This window comes from Bradyrhizobium sp. BRP23 (assembly GCF_020194135.1).
Lineage (GTDB): Bacteria > Pseudomonadota > Alphaproteobacteria > Rhizobiales > Xanthobacteraceae > Bradyrhizobium > Bradyrhizobium yuanmingense.
In genome coordinates, this window is record NZ_JADYVW010000013.1 from 38,616 (window position 1) to 53,106 (window position 14,491).

Genomic DNA, 14,491 nt, shown 5'->3' on the forward strand with positions numbered 1-14,491 from the left:
GCCGATGTGTTCGGCCCAGCGCGGCCAAGACTGCCTCGCCGAAGCTGAAGAAGCTGCTGGCCGAACGGATGCTAGATTCGGCCCCTACAGGAGTTCCTCTGAGACTGGTCAGCTTCTCGAACTAACGCGCCAAGGACTGGGCGTAGTGGCACCATCGCATGCGTTCCGGGGCCGAGTGTCTTGGGGTTTTATCTTCGAGACAGGGCTATGGCTAAGACTATCTCTTCACTCGCGATCATACATCGCAAGCGGCTGTCGAAACCGCCTTCCAAGAAACTTGATCAAAGCGCTGGAGCACGTTCCGCGACATTGAAGGCATCCAGTACGTGCCTGAAAACTTCTCTCAGCGCGGGTCGGCCACGCTAATGTGCGACAAAGTCTGTATGGCCAAAGAGGGCGGCCCGCGAGCCGCCCTACCGGCCACTAGCCAGCGTTGCTCACAATTACCGCTGATGTCCGAGTCCGATTCCGAGATTTAAGGCCTTCTGGCGTAGCGCACCTTCGCTGCGTTTGGTCATTTTTGCTATTTTTATGACCGGGGTCCGAGCCTTCGAATGGACTTTGAGCTCTTTGATATCTGCCTTCGTCCACTCGCGCCGCTTAACGCGTTTCTTGGTTGCTTTTTTCACGATGAATGCTCCTTCTGAGAGGAGCGCCTGTAACACATTTTTTTCGGAGCGACGACCGTAAAAAAGAGGCACTCATCGGAACTCGCGCCAGCGTATAAGTTCGGTCATGCTTTCTGCCCATAGTGTTTCGAAGAAAGGGTCAGCGGAGATAGCCGCCTTGGCTACGTTTGTGACGAGGTCTCAACTGCCGTCTCCGACCGATTTGAGGTCAAACTACGTCGGTGGTAACCGCGCCGTTGGACATCTTGGCGAATGGCATCGCTCACTAAACGCACCGCCCGCTTCTTTCGCTTCCAATTGCCGTCCAACCCCGCGGGGATCGCAATGCCTCGCGGAACGACCAAAAGATCGCGCCTTCCGTTCAAATAAACATCAAACATGTCGTCCCTCGTCAGGCACGAGCGTAGATCGCGGGTTCATACATTTGGTGACATCGAAGCAACAGTCGCGATTAAGAACTCTACGCGAGTTTTCTCCGGATGTTGCCGCACTTGAGGGTGCATGGCGCAATCCCGCTTCTCCTTCAGGTGCTCCGCATCGCCGAGAACACAGGAGGCTTCTCACGCCTTATTGTCGCTAACGTATCCACTTATCGGGGCTTCGTCAGATCGACACGATAATGACCATCCGCGTTTTTAAGAATATTGCCGCCCTTGTCACGAATATACGCCCGAGCAGGTGGAGCGCACTCTTTTGTGTTGAGCGTCTGGATGCAACACGCCTTGCCCTTTGAGACTGATTTCCCTTATCCAGCGGCCACCTCGCCGTCGCTGAGGCGAATCTGATCGGACCGAGTTGTAGTTCGGCCGAACTTTGATCTCCGCCGGGGGTAGTCGCGCCGGCGGTTCATAGCGGCGATTGAGGACGACGACGGCGGCGGCGGCCAGGCTGGCGACGAAAGCCAGCAATACGCAGAACGTAAACGCCGGATCGTGTCCCATCGCTGCGGCAAAGAAGAAGACGTAGGCAGAAACAGCGAATATAGACATAAGGGCTGCTTCACTATGTCGTGGACTTCGAGGCGGCGATGGGCTTGTCCTGTATCGGCCTTCTTTGAATGCGGGCATGCTCAGGAGTCAAGATCTTCGGTGAGGAACTGATTGAGCGAGATGATCGCGAAAGAGCAGCCGGAGGATATCTCACGACCGATCGCGCCGGGTCTGTTCGTTCGGGCAGTCTTTGAGCGGACTTGCATGGTGTTGGCTCTCGAGGTCGGCGGCGCAGCGGACTTTGGTCTGACACAGGCCACACACGCGTTGCAGATCGCAGTCTCGATTGCGGCAGCAAGCGCATTCTCGGAAACACCGCCAAGTGCGAGGCGCTTGCTCAAGAGTTCAGGAGAGCCCGGTCTTTGCGCCATGGTTCGAAAGGCGGATACGGACAGACTAAGGTCACGTGCGATCGCATCGATGTCCTGCGAGCTCAACTAAGCCGGTTCGGATGTCTGGGACAGGCCCGCGCGTAACCGGCTGAGGAGATGTCTAAACCGTCAAGGATATGTGTGCAGATTGGACAACCAAGCCTAACCCTTCGAAACAGCCATAGCTGCCGGAGGCAGACTTGTTTTTGACATTGGATCAAACAAGACCGACTTGTGGGAGCAGGTCCTTCGATCCGGATGGCCCTGCCGGTACGATGCTTGGCGGAGCGCTGCAGACCCCATTGAACGGCAGGCGGCAAACCGTCCAGCGAGGTCCGCTTAGGTGTGGTGAGACAACAGGGTGCCCGCCGAATTGACGAAAGCATCACCAGTTGTTCTCTCGAATCGACGGTCGACACGACCCTGTCCGGGATCACGCTTAGATTACAGATTGACCCCACAACTCAATTCGCAGACTTCTCGCCAAACTCAAGCTAACCAGCCTATGCCGGCGGCAATGCAGGCGGGGTTCGAAGCTCGATCACATCGGCGAAGACTGTCCAATCGCGGACACTCTTTTGCTTGCAGAAATCGGTCTCCGCCTGCTGTGCAGCAGCACTTAGCGAGGCGGCATCGATCTTAAACGCTGCCTGACAGGCACGATGTTCGTGACCGGTATCGTCACAAACGGTCTTAATGAACCGAACGTTAAATGAAGGCATGGCCCCCTCTTCTTGTGGGTTTGCTTATCCACCATCCTGCCATTGGCGCCTCAAGAGTATTTGATCTGCCTCAAGCAGCACCCCCAAGAGGTTTGGTTGTCCGCTGCTCCGTCGAGATAAAGTCGAGACTTTGGCAGCGCGGCCCGCGCGCTCCTGTTGTCCCGCAAGCCGCGCTATCTCTATCTGTCTAGCTTTGCAGATCGCACTCTGTTTGAGCCGAGGGACAGCGTCTTCTGGTCTGCTCAAGCCCTCGACCAACAAATTGGGGTGACGATGAATTGGGGAATGTCTCGAAGAGAGGATCGAGAGCAGCATGCGCCGTCACGCCCGAGATGCCGGCTATTGATCTCTATCGATCGCGATCTCGGGGGAGCGTTACAATTTTGCACCTTGAACTCCCATACTCAACCGCTGGCAATATGGAGGCTCGAGACGCCGCGAACCTTACACGCGATATTTGGTGGTCTCACGAGGCATTGCCGCAAACACCAGGTCATTGCGCCAATGACCGGGCAGAGGCATTTCTGAGGCGTGCCGGCGGCCAGGACTATCGACGGCGAGACTACGCGCACGTGATCGCGGGCCAATGAGGCGAACCGCCCCGACCTTCTGACGGTCCGCCCTGCCGCCCCGACAGCAAAGCCGATGATCAGGCTTGTCGCAGCCAACGTTTGATAAGGCCAAGATTCCGGACTTCAGCGCCAAAGATTATCTGGGATCAGCGCCGGCAAGGCTGCCGACAATGCGAAGCGAGCGATCAATTGACTATCTGCTTGCTGGCTATCGCAGCATTGAGGACAGATGCTGTCGTGGCCCATCGCGAGGGATGCGCCTCAAATCAACTCGGCTACACGCTGGCGTGTTGCAGACCAACGCGGGACCCTGGCGGATCGCCCGAGTTGAGACATGTCGCCTGCCAACGCGGGCCTGTCGGGCTCGCAGCAGCCGCTCGAGCTTGGCCGTTTTGGACGCGCATCAGCTCTTTTTGACCTGTATCAATTCTGCGGCGACTGCCTACTGATAGAAGTGAGCTTCCAGTCCAAGGTCACACACATGGCAGACAGAAAGACTTGGCGCCCCATCATCTTTTCATGTCCAGATACCGGCGACCGAGTTCAAGGACTGCTGCCGGACGCACCCGAACCGCGTGCCGATGACCTGCACAGAATAACCTGCGCTGCGTGCGATGGCGTCCACTTCATCGACCTGCGGACGGGCGCGATGATCAGCGCCGAGCGCAACTAGGCCCATCCGAATGGTGTCAAGAAAATTCCCGCGCCTTCCCGTTCTCGATTGGGGATGCCGCTCCGCTCGTAAGGGCGCGGCTGACGTCATCACAACCCAACGCCCCGCGCTGACGTCGTGGGACAAGGAGATTTTCACCAACGGAGGATGTTTCGGCATGACAGACTACGGCGACATTTGTCGCGGCGCCGGCCAGATCGTCGCAGCGCAGTCCAGTTTAACTTCTGCAGAACAGCGATGAATACCAACCGCCGCGGGCTTGAGCTGATTCAGATCGATTCGACCGAAGCCCGGGAGTTGTTTCGCAGCGCCAATCCTAATATTTCGGTTAGCGAGCGGATCATGTCCCGGCACGATAGGTTCAACGGCGCCACGGCCGATAAAATCCCGGCCGCGGCCGACCCCATCGAGAGCACGCGCCGCCTAGGTTATACCGAGTTGAGCCTGTTCGCGCGGCACACCAAGCGATCTCGTCCGTAGTGTTCAGAAGGTTGCCTGAATTTGTCAGCCCGCAGCGATGAACTCCGTCCAGGATCTAGTGGCGACCTGACCTGGGAGCGGCTCGAAACTGCGCCGCCCTTTGATCGGGATCTGGAGATTGCCGTGATCGAGGGTAACACCATTCACCGGGTGGTCTTTCCTTGCCGCCGGATCTTCGACGGCTGGATTAAGGCAAAGACCGGAGAACGCGTCGCCGTGCAGCCGACGCACTGGCGCATCTGGCCCGGATAGCGGCGACCATCCTGCGCAATAGATTGGCGTGAGTTGAGGCCGGGACTGCCTCGGGGTGGCCTCTCGTGGTAAACAATTTAGAGTTGATCAATGAGAGGGCCTGCCAGAAACATGTCGGACCACATCAGGTACGGCTATGGGCCTGGCGCGGCAGACGCCGCGTTGGCTCTCGTGCTGCGACGGGCGTTAGTCCGCATCTTCAGGACCGCACGGGCACGATCATCTACCTTCCGGTCGTTTTTCCCGCTTTCGCCGCGGCCGCGGACTGGGGGAGCTTCGCTACCCTGCTCTGCATCAGCGACGGCCGGTTCCAGCCCATTGTCACGTCTAACACGCATGGCATGGGTGTGGGGCTATCGATCTGCTGGACGATCATCGAGCCACGAGGAATCCGGGCGGCGACAGGATCTTTCAGTTCACCGCGCGATTGCGGAGCTTAGTGAAGACACATGACTGGGCGGCGCATTCTCGTGATCGACGATGACGCCGCTATGCGGGACTCGCTCGCGTTTCTGCTTGATGTTAATGGTTTCTACGTAGCAACCTATGAGACGGCGACCGCGTTTCTCAATGACGTCGCAAGCGGTCCGGTTGACTGCATTGTGTCAGACATCTGTCTGCCGGCTATGAGCGGTCTCGAACTCGTCAGAAAAGTGAAAGCCGATCGCGCCGACTGCCCCGTCCTCTTAATAACTGGTCATGGCGACGTATCGCTCGCAGTGGAAGCGATGAAAGCGGGTGCGGTCGACTTCATCGAGAAGCCGTTCGAGGAGGAGGTGCTATTGCGTGCGATCAATAGTGCTTTGGAAGCGCGGCCAACAAAGCCAGCCGACGCAGCGAAACTGCAGGCGGAAGCCCGCCTCGCGGATCTCTCGTCCCGCGAACGCGACGTCCTGCAGGGACTATTAGCCGGCAAGATTAACAAAGTGATAGCCCATGATCTCGGCATCAGTCCGCGGACAGTCGAGGTTTACCGTGCGAACCTGATGGCCAAGACTAATGTCCGCAGCATGTCCGAGTTGATGCGGATCGCCATTACCGCGGGACTCTAGCAGCAGCGCAAAATAGCGTGAATGGCTTATTCATGCATCAAGCTGACGAACGGCAGGTTTCGCGCGCACCGAGCCGATCATGTTTTCGGTGACGCCTGCCGATGCAACACACCCAGGCCGGCCGTTGCGCCAGGTCAATATGTCACGCGAGCCGAGACCTATGATCCGGGCTAGACCCCAACTCGGTCCACATGCGTACTTATCGCATGATCATCAAGCACGTCACCACGCCAGCGTACATCGATCAGGATGCCGTCAACATCGGCCCCGTCACCTCCGCGGCCGACCGATGCTGACGAGGATCAAAGTCAAGGCGCCGAACAAGACTTCCTGCGGCGAGCCGAAAGTGGCGATGGACGACAACGTTTCGGCTGGCTGGAGCTCTTCAGGGGTACGGCAGTGCGCGGCCGACGAAGCCAGCATGCAGCTTCGTAATCCGATTTGAGCATGTTTGAGCAACCAAGTGACCGCGTCGCCCCATACACGCCCCGCTCATGGACTTACGTGTAAATACTTAGGGGCTTCTACCTAGGGAAAACATCCAAATTTCCAATTCGTCAGGAGCAGCCAATCTGCGTCGAATCGACGTTGGTAAGATAGGGTCCGCCATGCACGCCCAGGCCGCCAGTTCTAGCGAGACGAGACGCCATCCGACCAGCGTCTTGCGTGGGCGACCTCATCGTCGTGAACCATTTGGCATAATTCCGAGACCGAAGCGTCTCACTCCCAATAGCGAGATCTACCGCGAAGACCAGGCAGCCCAATACCTCTATCAGGTGGTTTCGTGCGCTGTGCGGTCGTGCTGCGTAACGACGGACTGCCCAGGAGCTTTGTGCAACACTTCAGCTAAGTTGATTTACGCCAGCTCAAATTGAAGCGCGCTACTTTTTGCGTCGAATGGCGCGGACAAATCGCAGCCCCGCGAAGGACACCGAATTCGGCTTGGGCAGTCTTGCAAATGGCAGAAATCGCTTCCAGCCTAGATTGTGCCTCCAGGAACACCGCAATGATCATCGATCTTCTGCTTCGAGAGCATCGCAACATTGATCTTCTTCTGGTCGCTCTTCAACGCGAATTGGAGATTTTTGAGAAGGGGATCCGGCCCGATTATGAGGTCATTCGCGCGATTATCAGCTATTTCGAGGTTTACCCCGAGGTGTACCATCATCCACAGGAAGACTTGATTTTTTTCAAGCTCAAGTCTCGCGATCCGGAGGCAGCTGCAATCGTCGGCGATCTCGCGCTTGAACACCAGGAAGTCGTCGACCGTTTGCACCACTTCGCGCGAGCTATTGACGCTATCCTCGCGGATCGTGACCTCTTTCGGCAAGACGTCGGCAATATCATACGCGACTTTATAGTACGCGAGCGGCACCACATGATGTGGGAAGAACGAGATTTCTTTCCCGCCGCTCTGAAGGCTCTCTCGGCTAAGGATTGGACCGAAATCGCTTCCGCCCTCACCAATGATGGAGATCCGCTGTTCAGCGAGACAGCGGCAGCGACTTCCGATGCGCTAAGAGCGCATATTCTGCAATTGGAGCAAGAAGCTGAGGCCGAACGGAGCTCGGTCGCGTTGTCGTCCGCCAAGGCCGGCAATCCGTGACACAGCGCCGAGACGGACGGGCCGTATTGACGCGGCCGTTTGACAGCAGGAAGTGGACCTCATGCTCATTCTGTCGAAAGAAAATGGGGGTGCTCGCGGGCACGTAGGCTGCCGCCCCCCCCCCAAAATGGCTTCTGCGCAACGTGATCGCTTCCTCGACCACCGGCGCAAACAGCATGGCGGAGCCTAGCTGAGCTCTGGTTCCGGCACCACAATGTAAACCTCGCAGGTCTGTCAGTTGCGCAGTGATATCGCGCGAAACGGACGCCTCTCGTGTCCGCCGACCGATGAGGACGGACGATTGCCGCCGCGCGGGTGCGGCGAAGCACCCACTCCTTGAGCCCCGCCCCATACGCTCTGAGACATCCGGCCGCAGCCGGTCCTACTCACTGCACGCGAATGCGAGGCACTGCCAGTCCCGGGTACGTTCAGCACCAACAGCAAGGCGCTGGACGTGGATCGCCACGACCAGTTCTGGCGCAATTGGATTTCAACAACCTATGGGGATCCGCATCGTAAATGATGCTCGTTCCTGACGCGTGACCGCTTCACGCGATCCTACATACGTGTATGCGGCGTGCAGCATGCCCTCCCATTGGCCTTGGAGCGGCCATAGGCATCGGCGACACTCCGTAATCAGGTCCAGAAACCTCTGTTTGAGATCTATGAGCGGACCATGCGGAGGGTGTCACGAGCTTGATGATGCCGCGGTGCCGATAGGGTGCTCCTCAGCGCCCAAGCCGAAACCCGACTATCGGGTGGAACCGGTCGACCAAGGACTGCCTTAAGCAAGGTTCAAATTTAGCAACCGCTTATGCATTGGATAAGCTTGCGAGATCCATGGAGCCGGGCTTACGTCGCCCTGATCGAACATAAGGCTCCAGGCAGGAAAGCGCACCGAGTTTGCTGTCCTGCGGCGACCGCCCGGCATGCCCCCTCGCTGCTGTCGTAATCGTGCCGACGTGCTCATGAGCGACAAACCTTGGTGTAGATTCTAACTCTCAGGCTATACGGTCGCATACCACGGCATAATTGAGCTACGCTGATCTTGTGCTTCAACTCGGCTCAGATTTTCGGCGAATGTCCTCGCCGTGATCGAACTGGCGGCTTCGCCGATGGAAGTCCGCGCGAATGCGTCAGCTTCGCTCCTCCCAGACTTTCGCCCGGCCCGCTAAGCGGGGCGGGGCATTTTTTATGTTCCTAAGGCTCCCGCGCAAATGACCACAAGCGGATCAGCTTTGTCGAAAAGAGACCGAAGCCCGGATCAACGGCCTCGCGGATCGAATGCAGCGCGCAGTTCGCGGGCGGCAGTGACCATGTTCGCTAGCGCTGGCCGAACCTCCTCCCATTTGCGCGTCTTCAGGCCGCAGTCTGGATTGATCCAGAGCTGCGAATCCTGCAGCCGCGTCCGAGCCAACACCATCAGCTCCTTCATTTCGCTCGTCTCGGGAACGCGTGGAGAGTGGATGTCGTACACGCCCGGCCCGATCTGATTTGGATATTCGTAGTTCCTGAACGCGTCGAGTAGTTCCATTTTCGAGCGCGATGTCTCGATCGAGATGACATCCGCGTCCATTGCAGCGATCGCACCAATGATGTCGTTGAACTCCGAGTAGCACATATGCGTATGAATTTGCGTTTGATCGGCGACGCCCGATGAACAGATGCGGAAGCAATCGACGGCCCAGTCGAGATAAGCCGCCCACTCCGATCGACGCAACGGCAATCCTTCGCGGACTGCAGCTTCGTCGATCTGGATCATGGTCGCACCAGCATTCTCGAGATCGCGGACTTCGTCTCGGATCGCGAGCGCAATCTGGCGGCAGACCTCGCTTCTGGGAATATCATCCCGAACAAAGGACCAGTTCAAGATCGTCACCGGTCCGGTCAACATCGCTTTCATCGGCTTCCTTGTTAGTGATTGCGCGTAGCGCCACCAGTCCACGGTGATAGGCTTCGGCCGTGCTACATCGCCAAACAGGATCGGTGGCCTGACGCAGCGCGAGCCGTAGGACTGCACCCATCCGCTCTTGGTAAATACGAAGCCGGCGAGTTGCTCGCCGAAGTACTGCACCATGTCATTGCGCTCAAACTCGCCGTGCACGAGGACGTCAAGACCGATGTCCTCCTGCCAACGTACGGCGCGCGCAGTCTCCTCCTTGAGGAACTTGTCGTATTGCTCGTCGCTTATCGCACCTCGCGCATGCGCCGCACGGGCATTCCGGATCTCTGTGGTCTGCGGAAATGATCCGATCGTCGTGGTAGGAAAAGCCGGTAGTCCGAATCGATTGCTTTGGATCTCGGCCCGACGGGCAAATGGGCTCGCGCGCCGACACATGGTCTGGTCGATCGCTCTCATCCGGACAGCGACATTGGCATCACGGATTTTCGGCGAAGTCCGGCGGACAGTCGCGGCACCTTCCGACTCGGCAAGAGCTAACGCAACATTCTGGTCGCCTGCGAGTGCACGCGCTAGGATCGCAAGCTCCCGCATCTTCTGGACCGAGAAAGCAAGCCAGCTCTTGACGTCGGAAGCGAGGCCGGTCTCGAGTTCAACATCGACCGGCACATGAAGCAGCGAGCAGGATGGGGCGATCTGTACACGATCCTTGCCGAGCTTCGCAATCGCGGGTTCGAGCCGCTGGCGCAGCGACGACAAATTCGACCGCCATACATTCCGACCGTCGACGACACCGAGCGACATGACGAGATCACTTCGGCCGCCAGCGATGATCTGGTGCAACAACTGTGGCGCTCGAACCAGATCGAGGTGCAGCCCGGCAACTGGCAGGCTCAAGGCGGTGTCCAGATTGTCGCCGAGGTCGCCGAAATAGCTGGCAACCATGAGCTTGATCGCCGGCCCCTCCTTGGCGAGCCGGTCATAGGCATGTCGCAAAGATTTTCGCGTCCCCTCATCCAGATCAAGAACTAGGCTGGGCTCGTCGAACTGAACCCAATTTGCCCCACGTTTGGCCAATTCCTGCATAACCTCGATATAGGGCGGTATCAGTTCATCCAGCAGTGAGAGTGGCTGGAACGTGGGATCGGGACTCTTGCCGAGCTTTAGGAATGTGACCGGCCCGATCAGGACGGGGCGGGTCTGAAAGCCAAGGGCCTTGGCTTCCTCATACTCCTCGATCGGCTTGCGAGAGCATAGCCTGAAAGTCTGTCCCCTGTGAAACTCGGGGACCATATAGTGATAGTTGGTGTCGAACCACTTGGTCATCTCCTGCGCGGGTGCGCCAAATCCGCGCGGTCCGTGACCGCAACTCGCTTCCTGGTCGTCGCATTGTGAACCGCGGGCCATGGCGAAGTATGTCTTGAGCGAAACGGATTCGGCTTTCGAGGCGTAGATCTCCGGGATGGCGCCAACCATGACACTTGTGTCGAGCACCTGGTCATACAGCGAGAAATCGTTCGATGGAATGACCGTGACGCCGATAGATTTCTGACGGGCCCAATTCGCGGCACGCAGGCCAGCTGCGTCCTCGAGCAGCTGCTGTTCGCTGCTTTTTCCGGCCCAGTAGCTTTCTAGAGCGACTTTGAGCTCGCGCCTTGGACCGATGCGTGGCGTTCCGAGCGTGGCAACAGGGAGGGAGAGAAGAGACATAGCGTTAACCCATGTTGGGGGCAAAGGCCATGGCGGACGCAGGCAGGGGAAGTCGCGGTGCGACGGCTGCTTGGCGCACCACCGGGACACCCCGCCCGTGGACGAATATAGTGTCGGGGCAGGTCTCCTGGCTCGCAGGTCATCGCTGCTGTCCGGCCTTCCCGAAGCCGCGCAGGCTTCAGTGACGTCGTTGGACAGCGGCTCGCCGCTCACAGTTGCGGGGGCAGCGCCGGCATTTTCACCGGCTTCCCTCTTAGCTCCGGATCAAATGGAAACCGGAGAACCTCGACGACTTGGATTATCGGCAAGAGCAGTCTTCCGTCAACCTCTCAGATCATGTCTCAAGCTGATGCTGCGACATCTGCTACGCGAATGACCGTGCATCTCTAGCATTGAGATGATGTAGCAGTGCTCTCCAATCAGCGATACCGCAATGAGCATCGCAGTTGCCCGCGGGTTGCACGCCAGATCGGTGGAAAGGACAAATGCGGCTTGCGCGGTCGGGGCCGCTGCCTCGAGCAGAACGCATTTGTCGCCAGTCCCAGCTTCCCAGCGGTTTTTCGAGCACGCGCGCCATCCAGCCACCTTCTCGACCAACAGGATCAGTGTTGAATAGGCCAAGACACCTGGCTAAGCCAGCAACTTACAACTTACCCGGGCAGCACGTTTGATTTGCGGTGCCAGCCACACCCCAAATGCTCGGCGAAGATCGGCTTGCCGTCGTTCGCCATCGAGTACAAAGCGCGCCTGACTGAGGCTGTTCTCGACTTCCGGAGCGCCGGACGTCGCGAAAGGAGCGCCAAACGCGCCATGGCCCCTTGGCCGAAAGTGCCCGAAGGCATGGCAGCGATCAAAAGCCCACATTCCGGCAACGATAACCGAACCACACGGTTCAATGACGGCAAACGTGCTGCCACTTCTCATCAGGAACTTGGCACCGAGGCGTTCCGCTGTGCCGTCGAACATCCGGTGCGTGACGGGGATGCATAAGCCGTGCTGGAGAGGTTGAACGGAAACATCGAGACATGCGCCAGTCGGAAAGTCGACAAAGAGGACACAAAACCGGTGCGAATTGCCGTCTATTATCTGGCACGAAGAATGCACGTCCTCTGCCTGCCCAGTCCTCCTGCTGGGCATGTCCAGCACAGCAAATTGAGGCTGTCGGTGGCAGTGAAGTTAGCGGCGCGTGACATAGAGGGGAGCGCCTGCTCGCACGGGAAAACCAGTGGTCGCCCCGTCGCGTCGCCGCTAACTTCTTGCGCTCGCGCATAACAGGTTGAAGGTTGCCTGCTCTGGAATGACGTGTGGATGAGACCGGATAGGCCGACGGTTATGAAGAAAACGTCAGGAAGACGCGCGCTATGGCTTTGGCTCGGTCGATCCCTGATCTGCCTGGCCGGGCTGGCTGCGACGAGCAACACTGTTCGCGCTAACGACAGCCCCCTTGTCGAAAGAGTCAAGTCAACGTGGCGAGCGCAAGACGGTGAGACAATAGAACAAGTTATCTCCAACGTCTCGAAGGTGGCACAGTTCGTCCCTCGGATGTGGGGCGTCGCTGAACTTGACCAAAATGAATATGTTTTTGTTTCTTGGACCAGGCACCGGGATGATAAATCAGACGAAGAGTACGTTATCACCTGGAAGGTCGCGCTCGACGGGACGATTGAACTTGCGTCGACCTATGCGAAGCCAATGGAATTGGGCTGGCGCGCCTTCGCGCTCTCGTTGATCGCCAGTGAAGTCAAGGATGGCGAAAGGGACGCAAATCTTGGCTTTCTGCATGACCCGGCCAACTTCAACTTTGTGACGACCATGCAAGGTCGGCTCGGTGATCTTCTGCGGCAGGGCAGCTGCACTATCGTTGATCCTGTTGGAGTGGACTACTTGCCGAAGCAGAATGACAAGCCGACCGAGAAAGGTGATCTGTGGCGCGTTTTGCTTGTGGTGAACTGTAATATCCCAGGGCCCCGCTATTTTACATACAACGGGGTCATCACTTTCGAGAAGAGCGAAGGACAAGATTGGGAGCCGCAATCCTCCTTTGCCAAGCGTATCGCGGCTTTTCCTCCTGGCTCCTGGTTCGCTCGCATGGAGCCAAAGGAACGGGAGGATTAGAAGGGAGCTAAAGGCCTCGGTAAATGATCGCGCAGAGCAAGATCGCGCCGTAGCTCCTGCAGGGCCGAACGCCTCAGAGCAACGGCAAGACTATCAGCTCTAAACTCTCCGGTGTTTACACCTTGAACAGTCGCGAGCTTTCCCGCGGCCTTCAGCCGGCCATCGAGAAAATGGGGCAGCACGATTACCTCCGATTCTTTCTGCGAGGAGTCGAGCTCAGCGGCGCGTGCCGCCTTGCGAGAGGCGGCTTGACCTCGGCGCACCCCACGCAGTGGAAGGACACCATTTGCGAGAGAACCAGCTCTCCATGCCATTCTTCACGGGACTGGGCCTGCAGATGCCTCGGGCCCAAGCCCGATCCGGCGTGCGAACCGCGCATCGCGCGACTGACTGGCACCCGCAAGAGCGTGACCATTCCGAGGCCGAGGTGGCACGCGGGATCGACTGCTGCGACGAAACCGGTTAATAGGGTAATGGGGCAGTGTTAGCGGCCCCGGCTTGACCACCGGTCCTTCGAGTGCCCCCAACGAGGAGCCGGAGCCGTGCGCGAGGCATCGAAGACCGGACTGAGTCGCCCGCTAGATTTCCTCGCACGCATTCGTCTGCGCATCGTAGATCCGGATTTGAAGCATGGGAAAGCGCTTCTTTAGTTCTGCTCCACCTGCCCTGGCGCCGTCTTTGGTTGCGAATTCAGCTCTGAGTCGGCCATCCACTTCAAGCGCGTAAGAAGAGACGGGCAATTCCCGGGGGGCTGAAACCATTTCATTTCCATTGGGTAGTGAGGTGGCTCAGAATGATGTGTAGCTTGAGTCGGCCATACCACACCAGAGCTACCTGCTCGGATGCCGCGATGGGCCTTGTGGATTGACGCCTCGCACCGAATGGCATCAGGACGGCACTCGCGATCGTCCGAACACGCGGGCGGCTTACCCCTCGCCGGTGCGTATACGAAGTAGCCACGGCTCCACATGGTTGTCCTTAAATTTTCCCGGCGCAAACGCATGCCCTCATGCCGTGCTGGGTAACTCTCAACACGTGAGTACGGGGAAGCGCACAACGAAAGAGCGGCCGCCAGTCGCGCCGACCGGGTCATGAAAAATCCTGGCCTTCTCCGAACGGGGCCGCGGCACCACCCGACCATCCCGGCTGGCTCTCAAGAGAGCTCCTGGTTTTCCGCGGTTTGCGCAAACGATACCGATTCACTTGCGCTGCGAGCGTTGAGCTGGACTCCGTGGCGCCTTTCGTCCAAATCTCTGATAGGACGCGAGACCAGATTTCTTTCGAACGTCGGTCTTTCCGTGGCAAGAACTTAAAATGTCATCGCTCTCGCCGAAACCGTCGGCAGCCTTCTGTGTGCCGATGGGGGTTGGCACAAAGCATAGCCAGGTTGCTGTCCTCCACGCCTGACTTCCACTCGACT

12 protein-coding genes and 1 riboswitch are annotated in these 14,491 nt (G+C 58.2%); of the genes, 8 read left to right on the forward strand and 4 right to left on the reverse strand.

What is annotated here, in order from left to right; all coding sequences use genetic code 11:
* Window positions 1–443 precede the first annotated feature (443 nt).
* Window positions 444–629: a hypothetical protein gene (locus I6F24_RS28925; protein ID WP_225130902.1), complete on the reverse strand. Its 186-nt coding sequence runs from the start codon at window positions 627–629 to the stop codon at window positions 444–446.
* 656 nt (window positions 630–1,285) lie between these two features.
* Window positions 1,286–1,618, reverse strand: coding sequence for a hypothetical protein (locus I6F24_RS28930; RefSeq protein WP_225130904.1), 333 nt, complete (start codon window positions 1,616–1,618; stop codon window positions 1,286–1,288).
* A gap of 111 nt (window positions 1,619–1,729) precedes the next feature.
* Between I6F24_RS28930 and I6F24_RS28935 the strand changes: the two genes are divergently transcribed.
* Window positions 1,730–2,059, forward strand: a complete 330-nt coding sequence (locus I6F24_RS28935; protein WP_225130906.1) for a hypothetical protein — start codon at window positions 1,730–1,732, stop codon at window positions 2,057–2,059.
* A 433-nt stretch (window positions 2,060–2,492) separates the two neighbouring features.
* Here I6F24_RS28935 and I6F24_RS28940 read toward each other — a convergent pair whose 3' ends face one another.
* Window positions 2,493–2,711, reverse strand: a complete 219-nt coding sequence (locus I6F24_RS28940) for a hypothetical protein (protein ID WP_225130907.1) — start codon at window positions 2,709–2,711, stop codon at window positions 2,493–2,495.
* A gap of 906 nt (window positions 2,712–3,617) precedes the next feature.
* On the opposite strand from I6F24_RS28940, the gene I6F24_RS28945 reads away from it, so the two are divergent.
* From I6F24_RS28945 to I6F24_RS28960, 5 genes are all read left to right on the forward strand, one after another.
* Window positions 3,618–3,956: a hypothetical protein gene (locus tag I6F24_RS28945; protein WP_225130909.1), complete on the forward strand. Its 339-nt coding sequence runs from the start codon at window positions 3,618–3,620 to the stop codon at window positions 3,954–3,956.
* A 237-nt stretch (window positions 3,957–4,193) separates the two neighbouring features.
* Entirely contained in the window at window positions 4,194–4,436 is a 243-nt protein-coding gene (locus I6F24_RS28950) for a hypothetical protein (RefSeq protein WP_225130911.1), read from the forward strand.
* A 123-nt stretch (window positions 4,437–4,559) separates the two neighbouring features.
* A complete protein-coding gene (locus I6F24_RS37665) occupies window positions 4,560–4,688 on the forward strand; it encodes a hypothetical protein (protein WP_275945328.1) in 129 nt (42 codons plus the stop codon).
* A 449-nt stretch (window positions 4,689–5,137) separates the two neighbouring features.
* Window positions 5,138–5,740 (forward strand): response regulator FixJ, encoded by a 603-nt coding sequence (fixJ, locus tag I6F24_RS28955; RefSeq protein ID WP_225130913.1) that lies wholly within the window; start codon window positions 5,138–5,140, stop codon window positions 5,738–5,740.
* A 1,006-nt stretch (window positions 5,741–6,746) separates the two neighbouring features.
* Window positions 6,747–7,346 carry a hemerythrin domain-containing protein gene (locus I6F24_RS28960; protein WP_225130916.1) on the forward strand — a complete coding sequence of 200 codons (600 nt, stop codon included), beginning with the start codon at window positions 6,747–6,749 and terminating at the stop codon, window positions 7,344–7,346.
* A gap of 1,264 nt (window positions 7,347–8,610) precedes the next feature.
* On the opposite strand, the gene metE is transcribed toward I6F24_RS28960, so the two are convergent.
* Window positions 8,611–10,956, reverse strand: coding sequence for a 5-methyltetrahydropteroyltriglutamate--homocysteine S-methyltransferase (gene metE, locus I6F24_RS28965; protein ID WP_225130918.1), 2,346 nt, complete (start codon window positions 10,954–10,956; stop codon window positions 8,611–8,613).
* Between the two features lie 99 nt (window positions 10,957–11,055).
* A riboswitch (cobalamin riboswitch) is annotated at window positions 11,056–11,259 on the reverse strand.
* A gap of 411 nt (window positions 11,260–11,670) precedes the next feature.
* Here metE and I6F24_RS28970 point away from each other — a divergent pair.
* Both I6F24_RS28970 and I6F24_RS28975 read left to right on the forward strand, forming a co-directional pair.
* Window positions 11,671–11,946, forward strand: a complete 276-nt coding sequence (locus I6F24_RS28970; protein WP_225130920.1) for a hypothetical protein — start codon at window positions 11,671–11,673, stop codon at window positions 11,944–11,946.
* Window positions 11,947–12,288: 342 nt separating this feature from the next.
* Entirely contained in the window at window positions 12,289–13,071 is a 783-nt protein-coding gene (locus tag I6F24_RS28975) for a nodulate formation efficiency C protein (RefSeq protein ID WP_225130922.1), read from the forward strand.
* Window positions 13,072–14,491 lie beyond the last annotated feature (1,420 nt).

What these genes read in the sequence shown, in the direction of transcription:
- I6F24_RS28945 (WP_225130909.1), top strand. Translation starts at nt 3,618, where the DNA reads ATGTCGCCTGCCAACGCGGGCCTGTCGGGCTCGCAGCAGCCGCTCGAG.
- I6F24_RS28940 (WP_225130907.1), bottom strand. Translation starts at nt 2,711, where the DNA reads ATGCCTTCATTTAACGTTCGGTTCATTAAGACCGTTTGTGACGATACC.
- metE (WP_225130918.1), bottom strand. Translation starts at nt 10,956, where the DNA reads ATGTCTCTTCTCTCCCTCCCTGTTGCCACGCTCGGAACGCCACGCATC.
- I6F24_RS28930 (WP_225130904.1), bottom strand. Translation starts at nt 1,618, where the DNA reads ATGTCTATATTCGCTGTTTCTGCCTACGTCTTCTTCTTTGCCGCAGCG.
- I6F24_RS28975 (WP_225130922.1), top strand. Translation starts at nt 12,289, where the DNA reads ATGAAGAAAACGTCAGGAAGACGCGCGCTATGGCTTTGGCTCGGTCGA.
- fixJ (WP_225130913.1), top strand. Translation starts at nt 5,138, where the DNA reads ATGACTGGGCGGCGCATTCTCGTGATCGACGATGACGCCGCTATGCGG.
- I6F24_RS28950 (WP_225130911.1), top strand. Translation starts at nt 4,194, where the DNA reads ATGAATACCAACCGCCGCGGGCTTGAGCTGATTCAGATCGATTCGACC.
- I6F24_RS28960 (WP_225130916.1), top strand. Translation starts at nt 6,747, where the DNA reads ATGATCATCGATCTTCTGCTTCGAGAGCATCGCAACATTGATCTTCTT.